Origin of the sequence: Leptotrichia sp. oral taxon 215 str. W9775 (assembly GCF_000469505.1) — a bacterium.
In the GTDB taxonomy this organism is placed as follows: domain Bacteria; phylum Fusobacteriota; class Fusobacteriia; order Fusobacteriales; family Leptotrichiaceae; genus Leptotrichia_A.
In genome coordinates, this window is the sequence record NZ_KI272865.1 from 1 (window position 1) to 16,241 (window position 16,241).

Below are 16,241 nucleotides of genomic sequence, written 5' to 3' on the forward strand. Positions count from 1 at the left end.
GAGTCCAACCGGGGACGCCATTTTTTTTTATACGATGGTTTTTTATAGGATATATTGATAGTATATTTTAATAGATATTATTAAATTATAAGATGTATGCAGCATATAATTGTTTGAATTTTAAGTTCATTGATTGTATGTTGCTTTTTTATTTTTAATGATAGTAAGAAATATTATATATTTGACATAAACTCCTATATTTGTTATCATTTACTAAAGAATTCTATGGAAAGGAAGATATATGATTATAAAAATTGACGGAAGTGTTGATCATGATACGCTTAAAGAAATAATTGCAAGACTTGAAACTGAAAATAAAGTCAGTGTAAAACCAATAATAGGGGAAGATTATACAATTTTAGGACTTGTCGGAGATATAAGTACAATAGATATAAAGCATATACAGTCATTGGATTATGTTTTAGATGTTCAGAGAATACAGGAGCCATATAAGAGAGCAAGTAGAAAATTTAAGCCGGAAGATTCAATTATAAAAATAGGAAATGTGGAAATTGGTGGAAATAATTTAGTTATGATGGCAGGACCTTGTTCTGTTGAAAATGAAAAGCAAATTATTGATACAGCAAAAGCGGTAAAAGCAGCAGGGGCTACAATGCTAAGAGGTGGTGTAGTTAAGCCGAGAACGTCTCCTTATGCATTCCAGGGATTGGGAATGGAAGGAATAAAGCTTATGAAAAAAGCTAAAGAGGAAACTGACTTACCAATTGTCTGTGAAGTTATGTCAATTGCACAGTTACATGAATTTGGACCACATTTGGATATGATTCAATTGGGTGCAAGAAATATGCAGAATTTTGATTTATTGAAGGAAGTTGGAAAAACTAATATTCCAGTACTTTTAAAAAGAGGATTAAGTGCAACAATTGAAGAATGGCTGATGTCAGCTGAGTATATTTTGGCAGGTGGAAATGAAAATGTTGTTCTTTGTGAAAGAGGAATTAGAACTTATGAAACTGCTTATAGAAATGTATTGGATTTGAATGCTGTACCTATGATTAAGAAATTGACTCATTTACCAATAATTGTGGATTCTGCACATGCAACAGGAAAGCACTGGATGGTAAAACCGCTTGGAATGGCAGGAATAGCGGCAGGAGCAGATGGACTTATGGTGGAAGTGCATCCAGAGCCAGATAAAGCATTGTCAGATGGACCACAATCATTAAAATTTGAAGTGTTTGAAGATTTGATGCAGGATGTGGAAAAAATTGCAAATGTATTGGGAAAAACTTTTAAGACAAAATAGTTTTCTTTTTGGAAATATTATGAGTTATGTATAATATTAAGAAGTAATATTAGAAAATGTTATTTAGAGTAAAATAGTGAAATGAGATAAGATTATGATAGAAAAAATAAAAGATTTAACAGTGACAATAGTAGGGCTTGGAGTAATCGGAGCAGCTTTTGCAGAGAGTTTTAGGGAAATTGGTATTAAAATAATTTATGGAATTGATATTGATGAGGAAACTTTAAGGAAGGCTGAAGAGAAAAATATTATAAACAAAGGGTTTATTGAAACAAAGGAACCTTTGGAAAAATCAGATTTTGTAGTGATTACTCTTTATCCTAACTTAATGAAATCATTTTTTGTAAATAATATTGATAATTTTAAAGAAAATGCTATAATTACTGATGTTGTGGGAATTAAAGAGAAAATTATTAGGGATATTGATCCGATTATAGAAGAAATTAGAAAGAAAAATGGAAAAAATATTGATTTTATTTTTGGACATCCAATGGCAGGACGTGAAAAACGGGGAATCGATTTTGCAGATAGCAAGGTTTTTAAGAATGCAAATTATATAATAATTAAAGATGAAAAAAATAAAAGGGAAAATTTGGAATTACTGTCAGAAATTGTAAAGCAGATGGGATTTAAGAAGGTCAGTTTTCTTACTGCACAGGAACATGATGAAATTATTGCATTTACGAGTCAGCTTACCCATGCAATTGCAGTTTCGCTTGTAAATAGTGACAGTGAAAAGTATGATACTAACCGTTTTATTGGGGATTCCTATCGTGATTTGACAAGAATTGCAAAAATAAATGAAGATTTGTGGGCAGAGCTGTTTATGGGAAATAAGAAAAATCTTTTGGAAATGATACAGCAGTTTGAAAAGGAACTTGATATAATCAAAGATGCCTTGAATAATAATGACTTGGGGACATTAAAAGAAAAATTCATAATGTCTACAAGACGTAGGGAAAAAATTGATTAAGAAGTGTCTGATTACACTGTGGAATTAAACTTGAAAGATATAATTTAAAATAGCTTTTTATATAGTAAAATCATTTTAAATTCCTAAATTTGATGATTTTACTATATTTTAATATATATTGTTTTTTGTTGTGAAAAATTGTATTATAATGATATGTAAAAAGGACGGATATACTATGGAAAAATTGCACGTTGGATTAGGAAAAAATTCTTATGATATTCTAATTGGAGAGAATTTTTTTGAGAGATTCCCTGAATATATTGGAAAGGTTTATAAAGGAAAGAAATTATTTGTAATTACTGATTCTAATGTAGACAGGATTTATAAAAATGAGTATGAAAGAATGTTTAGAGGGTTTGATTATAAGATATTTGTACTGCAGGCGGGAGAGAAACATAAACATATTGGGATAATGCCTGGGATCTATTCAGCTATGGTAAATGCAGGACTTACAAGAAAGGATATTGTTGTTGCATTTAGTGGAGGAGTTGTTGGAGATATTGCCGGATTTGCGGCTGCCAGTTATATGCGTGGGATTGGATTTATACAAATTCCTACAACAATTGTTTCGCAAGTTGACAGCAGTGTCGGAGGAAAAGTTGGAGTTGACTTACCTGAGGGGAAAAATCTTGTTGGAGCATTTCATCAGCCTAAACTTGTTTTAATCGATAATTATTTTCTGAATACACTAACAGACAGATATTTTTATGACGGATTTGCAGAAATTGTGAAATATGGATGTATTTATGACAAAAAATTTTTTGACAGACTTGTGGAAATTGTGGAGAAAGTTGGAGTTTTACAAGATGATGAAAATTATATACAGCAATTGCGTAAACATCTGATGAAATATGTAAATGAGCTTGTTTACCGTTCATGTGAGATAAAAAAGGAAGTTGTGGAAAAGGATGAGAAGGAAAGCAATTTAAGAATGATATTGAATTTTGGGCATACTATTGGACATGCGATAGAGCAGTATACAAATTATGAGAAATATTGCCATGGAGAAGCAATTTCTGCTGGAATGATGGATATTACAAAAATTGGAGAGAAAAAAGGATTTACCAAAGAAGGGGAAGCTGTGAAAATTGCAAAATTGCTTAAAGCATTAAATTTGCCAACTGAAATTGAGTATCCGAAAGATGAGATTGCGAAGATTATGAAAAGAGATAAGAAAAGTACGAGTGATGGGATTAATTTTGTAATTTTAAAGGAAATTGGGGAAGTTGAAATTATGAAGATTGGGGCAGAAGAGATTTTTGAGTAAATTTTAGTTGCAAGAATGAAAGTAGTCAGAAAATGAAATTAAAAAGTTCAGATATTGTATGAATTATTTGAAATAATGAGGAAGTGATAAAATATGGTACAGGAAAATTTTAAAAAAGTGGAAAAGGCGAACTGGTTAAAAATAATTTTTAATTCAGCAAGATTTTTAATTTATTTGCTGGTATTAAATATAGGAGTAGTTTTATTATTTACTGTTGAGATAAGCAGAAATTTTTATGTTTCTACCGTAGTGATTTTTATAGTTTTATTGATTATATTAGGTATAGCAGATTTCTTTGTATTTTCGTATTATAAAAAGAAGTATCCAAATATTTATTTTTATGATGATGGTTTCAGTGTAGGAAAAAATGAAAAAAATTATTATAAAAATTTACAATATTTTCTTTCAAAGGAAGTATATATGGTAGGAAATACATTTACAGCCATTTTTTTCAAATCTAATGAAGGAAAATGGGAAAAAATTAATGCAGGTGGGTATAAGAAAGATTCTTTTGACTTATTTCAGGAAGATTTTGTGAAACAGAATTATTTGAAAGCATTAGAAAATATTGAAAATGGAAGAAATGAGGAATTTTCATTTAGAAAATCACATAAATTGAGTTTCAGTCTTTTCTCAGACAAGAAACAAATTGAAAATCTTGATAATTTAAAGAAAATAAAAGTTTCAAAAGAAAATATTATATTTGATGATGAAATATATAACTGGGAAGAATATATAATTGGTGTAACAGATGGAGTGATATTTGTAAAGGATTTAAATGATAATATTATTTTAGCTTTTGGAAATGAAATGGAGATTTTCTGTGAAAATCTGCTAGTCTTTTTAATAAGAAAACTGAATAAAAATTAGATGAAAAGGAGTATGAATATGAAGAGATATTTAAACGGAATTTTATTTGCGGGGTTGAGTTCCATTATTGCAGCTATGATTTGCTTGGGTTTTTCGATGATTTTTTTAGGATATAAAATAATTACTGTAATAATATTTTTTATAGTTTTTTTTGGATGGTTATTCGGAATTAAAATAAAAAAAACAGAGATAGAAAGCAAAAATATAACTGAACCTGTGCGTCAAAGTAAATTTGGAGCAAATGCTAAAAATGAAAATATGCTAAATCCCAAATATGAAGCTTTACCAATGAAAGATATTATAAAAGGAATTCCTGTAATTACAATTTTCTCTATGATTGCAGTATACTTTGTTGATGTGATTTTATTGGCTTATTATTTGAAAAAAGAGCAGGGTGTTGAATTTTTAAATGGATTGGCATATTCATGGACGGAAGTTTTTAAAATAAGTAAAGAAATATATATAGACTGGGGTTGGGTGATTATAGCTGCAGTTATATTTACTGTTCTTTTCATAAAAGGTGAGAAAAAGGAGCAGAAGGATAAGGGAAATTCAAACTAAGCTAGTTAAATTATAAAAAATAAAAATAAAGAATAGGAGTGATGAAAATGAATTATACAGGAATATTAGAAAATAAAAAAAGAAAAAATTTAAAATTACAGAAAGAATTAGGAGATAAAGTAAAGTAAAATAAAAATTTAAATATTTTAAGAATAGAAGTTTCATACTGAAGTCTCCTAAAAATTAAAGGAGAAAAATGAAAATAATTAGTAAATTTAAAGATTTTTACGATTATAAAGTAACAAAATATGGAGTGGATGAAAAGTTAATTTACAATAGAAAAACTAATTGCGACTACTATAAAATGCAATTTCAATATTTTAATCCACTTGAAAATAATGCTGAGAAAATTTCAGTAGAAGATTTTAATAATAATTTAAAAGAACACGTAAAATTATTTGATAAAATTAATCATAATAAAATACTTATTGTTGGAGAAAAAATAGTACACTTATTTTTTACTGAAGATGGTATATATACTCAGTATGATATTAAAAACCCTAAAAGTATAAGTGAAGGAACTATATATAAATATTGGGCTTATTTTTCTGACACAAAAGAAATTACTTTTAATGATGGAAAAAAGTTTGATATTCATATAGCTTTTGCAGAATTATGGAATGATTTTTTTGCTTATGATAGAAAAAGATTACTATCATTTCTAAATATCTCAAAAGAAGAAACTCTTTTTAATGAACCAATGATCTTAATAGAATATACTGGTAAAATTGATAGAAAAATTGCAAGATTTGATAATTCTGTATATAAAGCCACTTTAAACCCTAATTTATCGCAGATGGGGATATATTTTGATGAAGATTTTATATGGCAAAGTCTGGTTGAATTTTTATCTAATAAAAGAAGTGAAAAGGAAATTATTCCTGAAGTTTCTAATGAAAACAAGATACAGAGTAAAGGTTTTGATTTAAAATCTTCATTTAGACCTAATATGAAGAAGAAGCATAAGGGGGATATATGAAGATAATTAGCAAATTTAGAGATTTTTATGATTACAAAGTGGCAAAATATGGAGTAGATGAAAAATTAGTATATACTAGAAAGACTTATTGTGAATATTTTCAAGTTTTGATTGGGAATATAAGTAATATAAATATAGATTATAGAATATCAGAAGATGATTTTAGTAAAAATTTAAAAAATGACACAAAACCTATAGATGAAAAAAATATTCATAAAATACTTTTTATTGGAGAAAAACTAATACATCTATTTTCTACTGAAAATGGTGTATATACTCATTTTGATATAAAAAATGAAAATGATTTGAGAAAGTTAGATGATTTTCAATATAAAAAAGAAATTACTTTTAAAAATGGAAACATATTTAGTATTTTCAGTAAATTTAGAAGTGATTGGGATTATTTATTATCTTTTAATAGAAAAAAACTAATCACTTCTGACATAGATAAAGATGATATTATTTTAAATGAACCTATGCTTTTAATAGAACTTATTGGTAAATCTAAAAGTAGTAGATATCTTTATGTTTATAAATTTACATATAATCCAAATTTATCAAAATTAGGTGTGTATATTGATGAAGATTTTATCTGGCAAAGTCTGGTTGAATTTTTATCTAATAAGAGAAGTGAAAAGGAAATTATTCCTGAAGTTTCTAATGAAAACAAGATACAGAGTAAAGGTTTTGATTTAAAATCTTCATTTAGACCTAATATGAAGAAGAAAAAATAGTGAAGGTGAAAAATGAAAGTTTATGTGAATATAAAACAGATTGGAAAAAGAAAAAATAAAATTGACAGGAAGGAATATGAAATTAAAGGGAAAATAGGAACAGTAAAAGACCTTTTGATAGAATTTGTTACGATAAATGTAAAAGAATTTAATGAAGGACTTACAGAAAATGATGTAGTTCCGTATCTGACTGATGAAAAAATTAATGATTTATCAGATGCAGGAAAGATTTCATTTGGAGTGGACTACAATGGAAAAAAGCAGGATTTGGAAAAGGCTATTGAAAATGCACTGCAAAGTTATGAAGACGGGATTTACAGGGTTTTTGTAAATGATGAGGAGATTGGTAAAATAAACGACGAGGTGGATTTACAAGAGAATGATGAGCTGACATTTGTCAGACTTACGATGCTGGCTGGGAGAATGTGGTAACGGATAAATTTAAAAATAATTTATAAGGAGATATAATTATGGTACTAGATTACAGGATTCCTGACGAATTGAAAAAAAGTTACAAAGAAAAATTGGGAAAGGAAAAGGAAAAATTAAATCCTGAAAGCCAAAAATTTATTGAAGATGTGCTGAAGGGAAATGTTAAAACTGGAAGATATGAGCACGAAACCTTTGCAATTTTAGAAATGAAAAAGAAAATTAAAAATATTGAAAATGTTACTTTTGAAGAAATTTATCCTGAAGAAATTTATCCTGCACTGGATTTAATGATAGGAAAAAAATTTAGGGAAATATTTCTTGAAATTTGTCAAAAAATTGTAAAAATGCCTTATACAAGATGGTATTACAGAAAAATGATATTGAGTTCAAATTATGCGGATCATTTGATAAATATGTGGGATATTTTGTCTAATCTGGTTACATTACATATTTTGGATATGGATATTATGAAAATATTGAAAGGTGAATATGACAGAAAAAAATATCCAGGTATATACTCCTTTGCGTTACACTATCTCTGGTGTGAAATTGATAGGGGAAATAAGGAAGTCATAGAATTTTTAAAAGACTTGATGTTGAGTGAAAATAATACATTTTTACTGGATTATACGACTTTCAGGGCAATCTTTGCTTCAGATAATCGGGAACTTGTGGAACTTGCCGGGAAATTACTGCTGGCCGCAAAGCTTCAGGAAGGGCTGAGACAGGCAATCTGTGAAACGATGGACAGTGGAACAGTGGAAAACTTTAACTATATGTTTAAAATTGTGTATGACAATGATTTATTAAGATTTTCATCGGTGAAAAGGGCTTTGGCAACATGGACTGGAATTGGTGAAACGTATGCAGACAGAATTGGCAAGAAGGAAATTGAAATTATTAAGAAAATTGTGGAAAATCCAGAATATGCTGATGAGCTTTTGAAAAGTGATGACAATGTGGAACTGCTTCTGGGACTTTGGCAGAAGGGAAGAGAAGATATTTCAGCAGCTATAAATGCAATTGAAGAAATTTTAGCTGGTGGGAAACGTCATAGTATCCTGCTTGCTTCATATTATATTCAGCTTATTCAAAATATAAGATTAGCCGGGAAAACTGCAAAAAAAGTTATTTATCAATATCCGAAGGATTTGGAAATTTTTGCATGCTATTTGGATAGCTTTATGAGAACAGGAACTAGTTATGAAATTTATAATAGAATAGATAGTGGCCAATTTAAATTGACTGATTTTTTTGCGGATGAAAAAGAGGCAAAAGAATTTTTTGGAATATTAGAAAAATTTCTTAAGGAAATGAAAAAAGCCAGAAAGGATTTTTCACCTTGTATTTTCCCATGGTATGCGGTTTCACTGTATAAAGTGGCAATTGCTGATAAAATGGCAATAATCGCCCTCTTTTTAAAAGGTGAATATGTTGAAAAAATTTTTGAGTATTCGAAAATTTTTAGTTACTATGTGAAAGAGGATGTTTTTAATCTTGTATCCCAAAAACTTGAAAATGAAAATTATGAAAAGTATGTGATTGATGGATTGAAGGATGCGGGAGTAACAGACAAGGCCTTTGAGGCAGTTCAAAAATATAATTTAGTTCCAAAATACCGTAAAGAAATAGAAGGAATGTTAAAGTTAAAAACATCAAATGTACGTAAGAATCTGATTAGTTTACTTTATATGCAGGAAGAAGCTGCATTTTATGAGACTGTTGAAAATCTCATAACAACAAAGGATGTAAATAAACGGTTAGCCGCATTTGACTTGCTTTTAAAGGCTAAAAATGAAAAAAAGTACGATTTGAAAACATTGAAGAAATATGTAAAACTTGTGAAAGAACCTACTTCAAGTGAAATTGTACTAATTGATGAAGTTAACAGGGAAGAGAAAAAGGTTGCTAATGAAAAACTTGGATATGATATTAATTATGAGCCAAGCTTTGAAAATACTGAATTTTTAGAAAAAAAACCGGATATGAGCCAAGTATTTACAAAATCAACAGATGAACTTCTGGAAATTATAAAAAAACTGAATGACTTATATACAGAACACGAAAATTATGAGTATAAGACAGCTTATGGGACAACTACTCTGCTGTCTAATTCATTTTCTCCGATTTACCCTTTAAATGGCCAGTATGATTATAGAAATCAGAAATTAAGGGATTATCCGCTTGAAGAAGTTTGGAGGGAATTTTTTAAAACAGAAATTAAAGATTTTGAAACATTGTACCAGCTTTACTTTTTCTCAAAATCAAAGTTTTTAGAAAATGGATATTTGAATTATACAAAAGAAATGCTTGGATTTAACCCGAATGAGCTAATTGAAAAAATAGAGGCTGAGCAAAAGGAAACAAATGGATTAAAATATTTTGATGTAAACAGGAAATATTCTTATTCAATTGGGAAAATCAGTCAAGTTATAAATATACTTGTAAATGAATATGAAGATCAAGACAGGGACTATTCCTATAAATTTGGAAAAATGATTTTTTCCTATGTTTATAATAATCTGAATGAAAGTGAACTTTTGACAAAGGAAGTGAGAAGTTATATAAGAAATAGAGATGACAAGGATGTATATTTAAGCATTTTTGAAAATAATACAATTTTCCGGTCAGCTAAAAATGGTATAAAAAATTATTCAAATGACAAGGAATTTGCCGAACAGTTTATTTTGAAATATAAAATTTATAAAAAACTGTATAATTATGCAGAAAAAGAAGATGGTAAATTAAGAGGAGAACTGATTTCAATTGATGAATTTGCTCTTGCTGTAACAAAGGGAATTATTGAAAAAGATGAGTTTTACATTGAAATCCTCAATCGTGAAAATACAAAATCTAAAGTAAAAGCACTATGCGATATTATTTATGGTAATAAAAATTCTGATAAAAAAGAAAATAATCCAAAAGTTATGGAATTTTTGAAAAAAGAAGGACAAAAGGTAATTGACTATATTTTGGAAACAGAGTTTAAAAGAGGGGAAACTCCTGTGGAATATTCAAATACAATCCATCAGATTCCAGTTGTAAAAGGAATTGACAATCTCATTAAGATTTTAATGGCATTGGGAAATGAAAAGCTGGAAAGAGGAGGATATTATTCGGATTATTATAGTGAGGATTCTAAAAAATCCAATTTGAGTCACCTTTTGAAAAAAAGTCAGCCTGATAAGGATGATACGAGCAAGCTTTTTGCCAAGAAAATAAAAGGAAGTAAAATTAGTCAGCAACGGCTTATAGAAGTGGCAATGTATGCACCACGCTGGACACCGCTTATTCAGGAATATTTAGGCTGGGAAGGGCTGGAAAGTGCATGTTATTATTTCCATGCACATATAAGTGATGTTTCTAAAAATATGGAAAGCCTGTTTGCAAAATATACTCCGATTTCTGTTGAAGATCTGGCAATAGGGGCTTTTGATATTGACTGGTTTAAAGCGGCTCATAAGGAATTGGGAGCAAAAAGATTTGAGATGCTTTATGAAGCGGCAAAATATGTGTCAGATGGGGCAAAGCATTCGAGGGCAAGAATGTTTGCAGATGCTGCACAGGGAAAACTTAAATTAAAGGAAACTGAAGCAAAAATTCAGGATAAGAGAAATAAGGATCTAGTTGCCAGTTATTCATTAATTCCACTTAAAAAGGATAGGGATAAGGATTTACTTCAGAGATATAAATTTTTACAGAAATTCCTGAAGGAAAGTAAGCAGTTTGGGGCTCAGCGTAGGGCAAGTGAGGCAAAGGCATTTGAAATATCTCTTGAAAATTTATCAAGAAATGCCGGATATTCTGATGTAATCCGTTTAGTATGGAGTATGGAAACAGCTTTAATTAATGAAATGAAACAATATTTTGAACCGAAGGTAATAGAAGAAACTGCTGTATTTATAAAAATTGATGAATTTGGGAAAACTAAAATAGTTTTTGAGAAAAATGGAAAAGTGTTAAAAACAATGCCAGCTAAACTGAAGAAAAATAAATATATTGAGGAAATTAAGGAAGTAAATAAAAATCTGACAGAACAGTACAGACGTTCTAAAAAAATGCTGGAAGAGGCAATGGAAGACGGAACAGAATTTTATAATTATGAAATAAAAAATCTGATGGAAAATCCTGTAATTTCACCATTGCTTGACACACTTGTCTTTAAATCTGAAAATAATCTTGGTTATTACAGTGACGGCAGTCTTGTAACTGTTAATGGTGAAATTATTGAGCTTGAAGAAAATAAAATGTTGAAAATTGCTCATGCTCTTGATTTATACAATAGTGGAAAATGGAGTGAATATCAGCAGGATTTATTTACAAAAGAGATAAAACAGCCTTTTAAACAGGTATTTAGGGAAATTTATGTAAAAACTGCTGATGAAAAAGGTAAGGACAATTCTTTAAGATATGCCGGACATCAGATTCAGCCACATAAAACAGTTGCTGTATTGAAAAATAGAAGATGGGTTGCCGATTATGAAGAAGGGTTGCAAAAAATCTACTATAAAAACAATATTATAGCAAAAATTTATGCAATGGCAGACTGGTTTTCTCCTTCTGACATTGAAGCACCGACACTTGAATGGGTTTGCTTTTATGACAGAAAGACATTTAAACCGATGATGATAGATGACGTTCCTGATTTAATTTTTACGGAAGTGATGAGAGATGTGGATTTGGCTGTAAGTGTAGCTCATGTAGGTGGAGTTGATCCTGAAGCCAGTCATTCAACAGTTGAAATGAGAAAGGCAATTATTGAATTTAACCTTAAATTATTTAAACTTTCAAATGTTACGTTTACAGAAAGACATGCTATAATAAAAGGAAAACGGGCAGAATATACAGTTCATCTGGGAAGTGGAGTTGTTCATCAGAAAGCGGGGGCTGAAATAAATATATTACCGGTACATTCTCAGCATAGAGGAAGAATTTTCCTGCCATTCGTTGATGAAGATCCAAAAACAGCTGAAATTATGAGTAAAATTATTTTATTTGCAGAAGATACTAAAATAAAAGATCCATTTATTTTGGAGCAGATAAAGTAAAAAAATAAAGGTTTTGATATAAAAACTTCATTTAGACTAAAAATGAAAAAGATAAAATAAATGCTAAAGGGAGAAGAAAGATTTATGAAAATAAAAATAAGACCAGGTAAGTTAAATGGAACGATAGAAATTCCCCCATCAAAAAGCTACTCTCATAGGGCAGTAATTGCGGCGGCATTGGCTGAAAATGGTAAAAAATCAAAAATTGATAATTTGAAGTTTTCGGTAGATATTACAACAACTACGGATATTATGGAAAACTGGGGAGCGGAAATAGAGCGTTTTGAAAGTGCTCTTGAAATTATTGGAAATGGTGGAAAAGTTGTTCCAAGGGATAAGTACGTGCAATGCAATGAATCAGGATCAACAATAAGGTTTTTAATACCTGTTGGAATTACAAGTAAAAATGAACTGGTTTTTGACGGGAAAGGAAAACTTGTAGACAGACCGCTTGATTCGTATTATAGGATTTTTGATAAACAGGGATTAAAATATGAAACAACAGGTGGGAAATTACCACTTACAGTAAATGGGAAGCTGAAGCCAGGGAATTATGAAATTGATGGAAACATAAGCTCACAGTTTATTACTGGACTTTTGTATGCTTTGCCACTTTTAGAGGGGGATTCAAAGCTGATTATTAATAAAAATCTGGAGTCAAAGGGGTATGTTGATTTGACTTTGGAAATATTGAAACTGGCTGGGATTGAGATTGTGAATAATGATTATAAGAGTTTTGATATAAGGGGAAATCAGACTTATAAGCCTTTTGATTACACTGTTGAAGGAGATTACTCACAGGTGGCATTCTGGATTGTGGCCGGAATAATTTCGGCAAACAGGGATAATGAAGTGAAATGCCTTCATGTGAATAAAAACTCGCTGCAGGGAGATAGGGAAATTATTGAGATTGTGACTAGAATGGGGGCAAAACTTGAGATTTTTGATGATTATGTGATTGTAAAGCCTTCTAAAACTAAAGGAACAATAATTGATATTTCTCAATGTCCTGATATTGGACCTGTTCTAACTGTACTGGCTGCCTTGAGCGAAGGGGAAACTCGTATTATTAATGGAGAAAGATTGAGAATAAAAGAATCGGATAGAATAACTTCGATAAAAACTGAGCTTAATAAACTTGGAGGAAATGTATCTGAGGAAGGTGACAGCTTAATTATTCAAGGTGTAGAAGGATTTAGAGGTGGAGTTACAGTAAATGCATGGAATGACCACAGAATTGCAATGTCTTTGGCAGTTGCTTCAACAAGATGTGAAAAGGAAATAATTTTAGAAGAAGCTGAAAGTGTCAGAAAATCTTATCCGCATTTCTGGGATGACTTTGTGAAAATGGGTGGAGAGATAGAAGTTATTGAGAAGTAGAATTAAAATTGTAAGGAGCAAAAAATGGGAGCAAATTTTGGAAAAAATTATAAAATTTCATTGTTTGGAGAATCGCATGGGACAGCGTTAGGAGTAAATATTGACGGAATTCCGGCTGGAACAGAACTGGATTTGGAATTTATTACAGAAGAAATGAAAAGAAGGGCACCAGGAAGGTCAAAATTGACAACGCCTAGATTTGAGAAGGATGAATTTGAGATTTTGAGTGGATTTTTTGAAGGTAGGACAACAGGAACTCCTCTTGCAATGATAGTTAGAAATAGGGATCAGAGATCGAAGGATTATAGTGAACTTAAAATAAAACCAAGACCTGGTCATGCCGACTGGTCAGGAATGAACAGATATGACGGATTTAATGATATTCGTGGCAGCGGGCATTTTTCAGGAAGAATAACAACTTCGATTGTATTTGCCGGTGCCATTGCAAAGCAGCTTTTGAAAAGTCAGGGAATTCTCGTTGGAGCACATATAAAGTCACTTTACGATATAGAAGAAAGGGATTTTATAGAAAGTGATATTACTGAAGAAAATATTAATAAATTGCGGGAAATGATTTTGCCTACTTTGGAAGAAGGGGTAGGACAAAAAATGGAAGAAGCTATAATGAAGGCCAGGGAAGAGGAAAATTCCCTGGGTGGAGTTGTGGAACTGATGATTACAGGATTAAAACCTGGAATTGGAGACCCATTTTTTGAATCGATTGAAAGTGAAATTTCAAGAATGATATTTTCAATTCCGTCTACAAAGGGGATTGAATTTGGAGCGGGATTTGGAATTACGAGAATGACAGGATATGAAGCAAATGATGAGATGTATTTTGATGAAAATGGAAATGTTAAATCATATACGAATAACAATGGAGGAATTATTGGTGGAATTTCAACAGGAATGCCTATAAGCTTTAAAGTTGCAATAAAACCGACAGCTTCAATTTCAAAAGCTCAAAAGACAGTAAATCTGGAAACTAAAAAATCAGATATTCTGGAAGTACAAGGTAGACATGATCCGGTAATTGTTCCAAGGGCAATTGTTGTATTGGAATGTGCAACTGCAATTGTGATTTTGGATAGATTGCTGGAAAGTCAAAAAAATAGAGGTTTACAATTATAATATTTTTAGGAGGACACTATGGGGAAATACCGGAGTGAAGCAAAAAAGCTATTGGAACTTATAGGTGGAAAAGATAACATAGCCAGTGTTACTCACTGTGCCACAAGAATGAGATTTGCATTAGTTGATGAAGCTAAAGCGAATGTGAAAGAAATTCAGGGGTTGCCTACAGTAAAGGGAACGTTTACAAATGCAGGGCAATTTCAGGTAATCATGGGAAATGATGTTGGAGATTTTTACAAGGATTTTATTGGATTATCCGGAATAGAATCTGCATCAAAAGAAGATGTGAAAAAAGCTGCAATGACTAAACAGCCTTTACTTCAAAGAATGGTTGCACATCTGGCTGAAATTTTTGTACCGTTGATACCTGCACTGGTAGCAGGAGGGTTAATGCTTGGATTAGGTAATTTCTTAGGTCAGGAAATGAAGTCTTTGGGAGTGAAAGTAGCTGAAGATGGAAAAACAATATATAATTCTTTAAAGGATATTTCACAGATAGCTAAAATAATATATTTTTTCACAGACTGGATAGGTGGAGCAGTCTTTGGTATGTTACCAGTATTAGTTTGCTGGTCAACTGTTAAAAAGTTTAAAGGTAATGAAGCACTTGGAATTGTATTAGGATTGATGTTAGTATCGGGAGTTATGCTAAATGCCTACGTTTATGGAAATATATCAGCAAGTAGGGAATTGGCAGATAAAGGAGTATATTTAAGAGATATTTTAATTGACGGTTCTGCAAAATATGCCGGATTATTTAAAAAGGGGGATCCTTTTAGTATTGATGCAGGAAAATATATTTTAAATTTAGGGTTCTCAAAAATAATGCTGATAGGGTATCAGGCTCAGGTGTTACCGGCAATGTTTGCAGGAATAGCAATGTGCTATATTGAAAAATTCTTTAATAAACGAACGCCAGAAGTATTAAAATTAGTATGGGTGCCATTTGTAACGTTAGTAGTAACAGGAGTGTTAACACTATTATTTATAGGCCCGGTTGCAAGAACTTTAGGAGAATGGTTGACAGAAATTTTCAAATTTTTATTTAAAACACCTGGGTTAAAATATTTAGGAGCATTAATATTCGGAACAACTTATGCTCCATTGGTAATAACGGGGCTACATCATACATTCATAGCAGTGGATTTACAATTATCTGCTACAGGAGGCGGAACATTTATATGGCCTCTGATAGCTTTATCAAATATCGCTCAGTCAGGAGCTGTACTTGCAACATATTTCCTTTACAAAAAGGATAAAAAGCAGGAATCAGTTTCAATGTCGGCAACAGTATCTGCCTGCTTTGGAATTACAGAACCTGCGATGTTTGGTGCTAATTTAAAATTTATGTATCCATTTTATGCGGCACTGGTTGGTTCAGCAGTAGGAGCATTAATATCTACAGCATTTGATGTTATGGCTACCGGAATTGGAGTTGGAGGTCTTGCGTTGGCATTTTTATCAATAAAAGAAGGAATAATTGCATTTTGGCTTGCATCAATTGCAGCTTTTGGACTATCTTTTGGATTAACATTTGTATTTTCAAAAACAAAATTAAATAAAAAAGGTTAATTTAATATATAAAAAATATTTCCT

General features: G+C 30.8%; 12 protein-coding genes. All 12 read left to right on the top strand.

Annotation, left to right across the window (positions count from 1 at the left end; translation table 11 throughout):
• The first annotated feature begins 241 nt into the window (after positions 1-241).
• The 12 genes from aroF (at position 242) to HMPREF1984_RS08635 (ending at position 16,217) form a co-directional block, all read left to right on the top strand.
• Positions 242-1,267 carry a 3-deoxy-7-phosphoheptulonate synthase gene (aroF, locus tag HMPREF1984_RS08580; protein ID WP_021767577.1) on the top strand — a complete coding sequence of 342 codons (1,026 nt, stop codon included), beginning with the start codon at positions 242-244 and terminating at the stop codon, positions 1,265-1,267.
• Positions 1,268-1,361: 94 nt separating this feature from the next.
• Entirely contained in the window at positions 1,362-2,240 is an 879-nt protein-coding gene (locus HMPREF1984_RS08585; RefSeq protein WP_021767578.1) for a prephenate dehydrogenase, read from the top strand.
• A 175-nt stretch (positions 2,241-2,415) separates the two neighbouring features.
• On the top strand, positions 2,416-3,507 hold the full coding sequence (gene aroB / locus HMPREF1984_RS08590; protein WP_036100385.1) for a 3-dehydroquinate synthase: 1,092 nt from the start codon (positions 2,416-2,418) through the stop codon (positions 3,505-3,507).
• Positions 3,508-3,600: 93 nt separating this feature from the next.
• On the top strand, positions 3,601-4,377 hold the full coding sequence (locus HMPREF1984_RS08595; RefSeq protein WP_021767580.1) for a hypothetical protein: 777 nt from the start codon (positions 3,601-3,603) through the stop codon (positions 4,375-4,377).
• Between the two features lie 18 nt (positions 4,378-4,395).
• A complete protein-coding gene (locus HMPREF1984_RS08600; RefSeq protein ID WP_036100388.1) occupies positions 4,396-4,938 on the top strand; it encodes a hypothetical protein in 543 nt (180 codons plus the stop codon).
• A gap of 196 nt (positions 4,939-5,134) precedes the next feature.
• Positions 5,135-5,917 (top strand): hypothetical protein, encoded by a 783-nt coding sequence (locus tag HMPREF1984_RS08605; RefSeq protein ID WP_021767582.1) that lies wholly within the window; start codon positions 5,135-5,137, stop codon positions 5,915-5,917.
• The gene (locus HMPREF1984_RS08610; RefSeq protein WP_021767583.1) at positions 5,914-6,651 is read left to right on the top strand and encodes a hypothetical protein; all 738 of its coding nucleotides are present in this window, start codon (positions 5,914-5,916) and stop codon (positions 6,649-6,651) included. The genes HMPREF1984_RS08605 and HMPREF1984_RS08610 overlap by 4 nt, the downstream gene beginning before the upstream one ends.
• 12 nt (positions 6,652-6,663) lie before the next feature.
• Positions 6,664-7,083 carry a hypothetical protein gene (locus tag HMPREF1984_RS08615; RefSeq protein WP_021767584.1) on the top strand — a complete coding sequence of 140 codons (420 nt, stop codon included), beginning with the start codon at positions 6,664-6,666 and terminating at the stop codon, positions 7,081-7,083.
• Between the two features lie 38 nt (positions 7,084-7,121).
• On the top strand, positions 7,122-12,131 hold the full coding sequence (locus tag HMPREF1984_RS08620; protein WP_021767585.1) for a DUF4132 domain-containing protein: 5,010 nt from the start codon (positions 7,122-7,124) through the stop codon (positions 12,129-12,131).
• Between the two features lie 84 nt (positions 12,132-12,215).
• Positions 12,216-13,511, top strand: coding sequence for a 3-phosphoshikimate 1-carboxyvinyltransferase (gene aroA, locus HMPREF1984_RS08625; protein WP_036100390.1), 1,296 nt, complete (start codon positions 12,216-12,218; stop codon positions 13,509-13,511).
• Positions 13,512-13,535: 24 nt separating this feature from the next.
• Entirely contained in the window at positions 13,536-14,642 is a 1,107-nt protein-coding gene (aroC, locus tag HMPREF1984_RS08630) for a chorismate synthase (protein ID WP_021767587.1), read from the top strand.
• An 18-nt stretch (positions 14,643-14,660) separates the two neighbouring features.
• On the top strand, positions 14,661-16,217 hold the full coding sequence (locus tag HMPREF1984_RS08635) for a PTS transporter subunit EIIC (protein ID WP_021767588.1): 1,557 nt from the start codon (positions 14,661-14,663) through the stop codon (positions 16,215-16,217).
• Positions 16,218-16,241: the final 24 nt, after the last annotated feature.

Excerpts from the sequence above, each read along its gene's own strand:
- aroF (WP_021767577.1), top strand. The coding sequence starts at position 242 with ATGATTATAAAAATTGACGGAAGTGTTGATCATGATACGCTTAAAGAA.
- HMPREF1984_RS08610 (WP_021767583.1), top strand. The coding sequence starts at position 5,914 with ATGAAGATAATTAGCAAATTTAGAGATTTTTATGATTACAAAGTGGCA.
- HMPREF1984_RS08585 (WP_021767578.1), top strand. The coding sequence starts at position 1,362 with ATGATAGAAAAAATAAAAGATTTAACAGTGACAATAGTAGGGCTTGGA.
- HMPREF1984_RS08605 (WP_021767582.1), top strand. The coding sequence starts at position 5,135 with ATGAAAATAATTAGTAAATTTAAAGATTTTTACGATTATAAAGTAACA.
- aroA (WP_036100390.1), top strand. The coding sequence starts at position 12,216 with ATGAAAATAAAAATAAGACCAGGTAAGTTAAATGGAACGATAGAAATT.
- HMPREF1984_RS08615 (WP_021767584.1), top strand. The coding sequence starts at position 6,664 with ATGAAAGTTTATGTGAATATAAAACAGATTGGAAAAAGAAAAAATAAA.
- HMPREF1984_RS08635 (WP_021767588.1), top strand. The coding sequence starts at position 14,661 with ATGGGGAAATACCGGAGTGAAGCAAAAAAGCTATTGGAACTTATAGGT.
- HMPREF1984_RS08600 (WP_036100388.1), top strand. The coding sequence starts at position 4,396 with ATGAAGAGATATTTAAACGGAATTTTATTTGCGGGGTTGAGTTCCATT.
- aroB (WP_036100385.1), top strand. The coding sequence starts at position 2,416 with ATGGAAAAATTGCACGTTGGATTAGGAAAAAATTCTTATGATATTCTA.
- HMPREF1984_RS08620 (WP_021767585.1), top strand. The coding sequence starts at position 7,122 with ATGGTACTAGATTACAGGATTCCTGACGAATTGAAAAAAAGTTACAAA.
- HMPREF1984_RS08595 (WP_021767580.1), top strand. The coding sequence starts at position 3,601 with ATGGTACAGGAAAATTTTAAAAAAGTGGAAAAGGCGAACTGGTTAAAA.
- aroC (WP_021767587.1), top strand. The coding sequence starts at position 13,536 with ATGGGAGCAAATTTTGGAAAAAATTATAAAATTTCATTGTTTGGAGAA.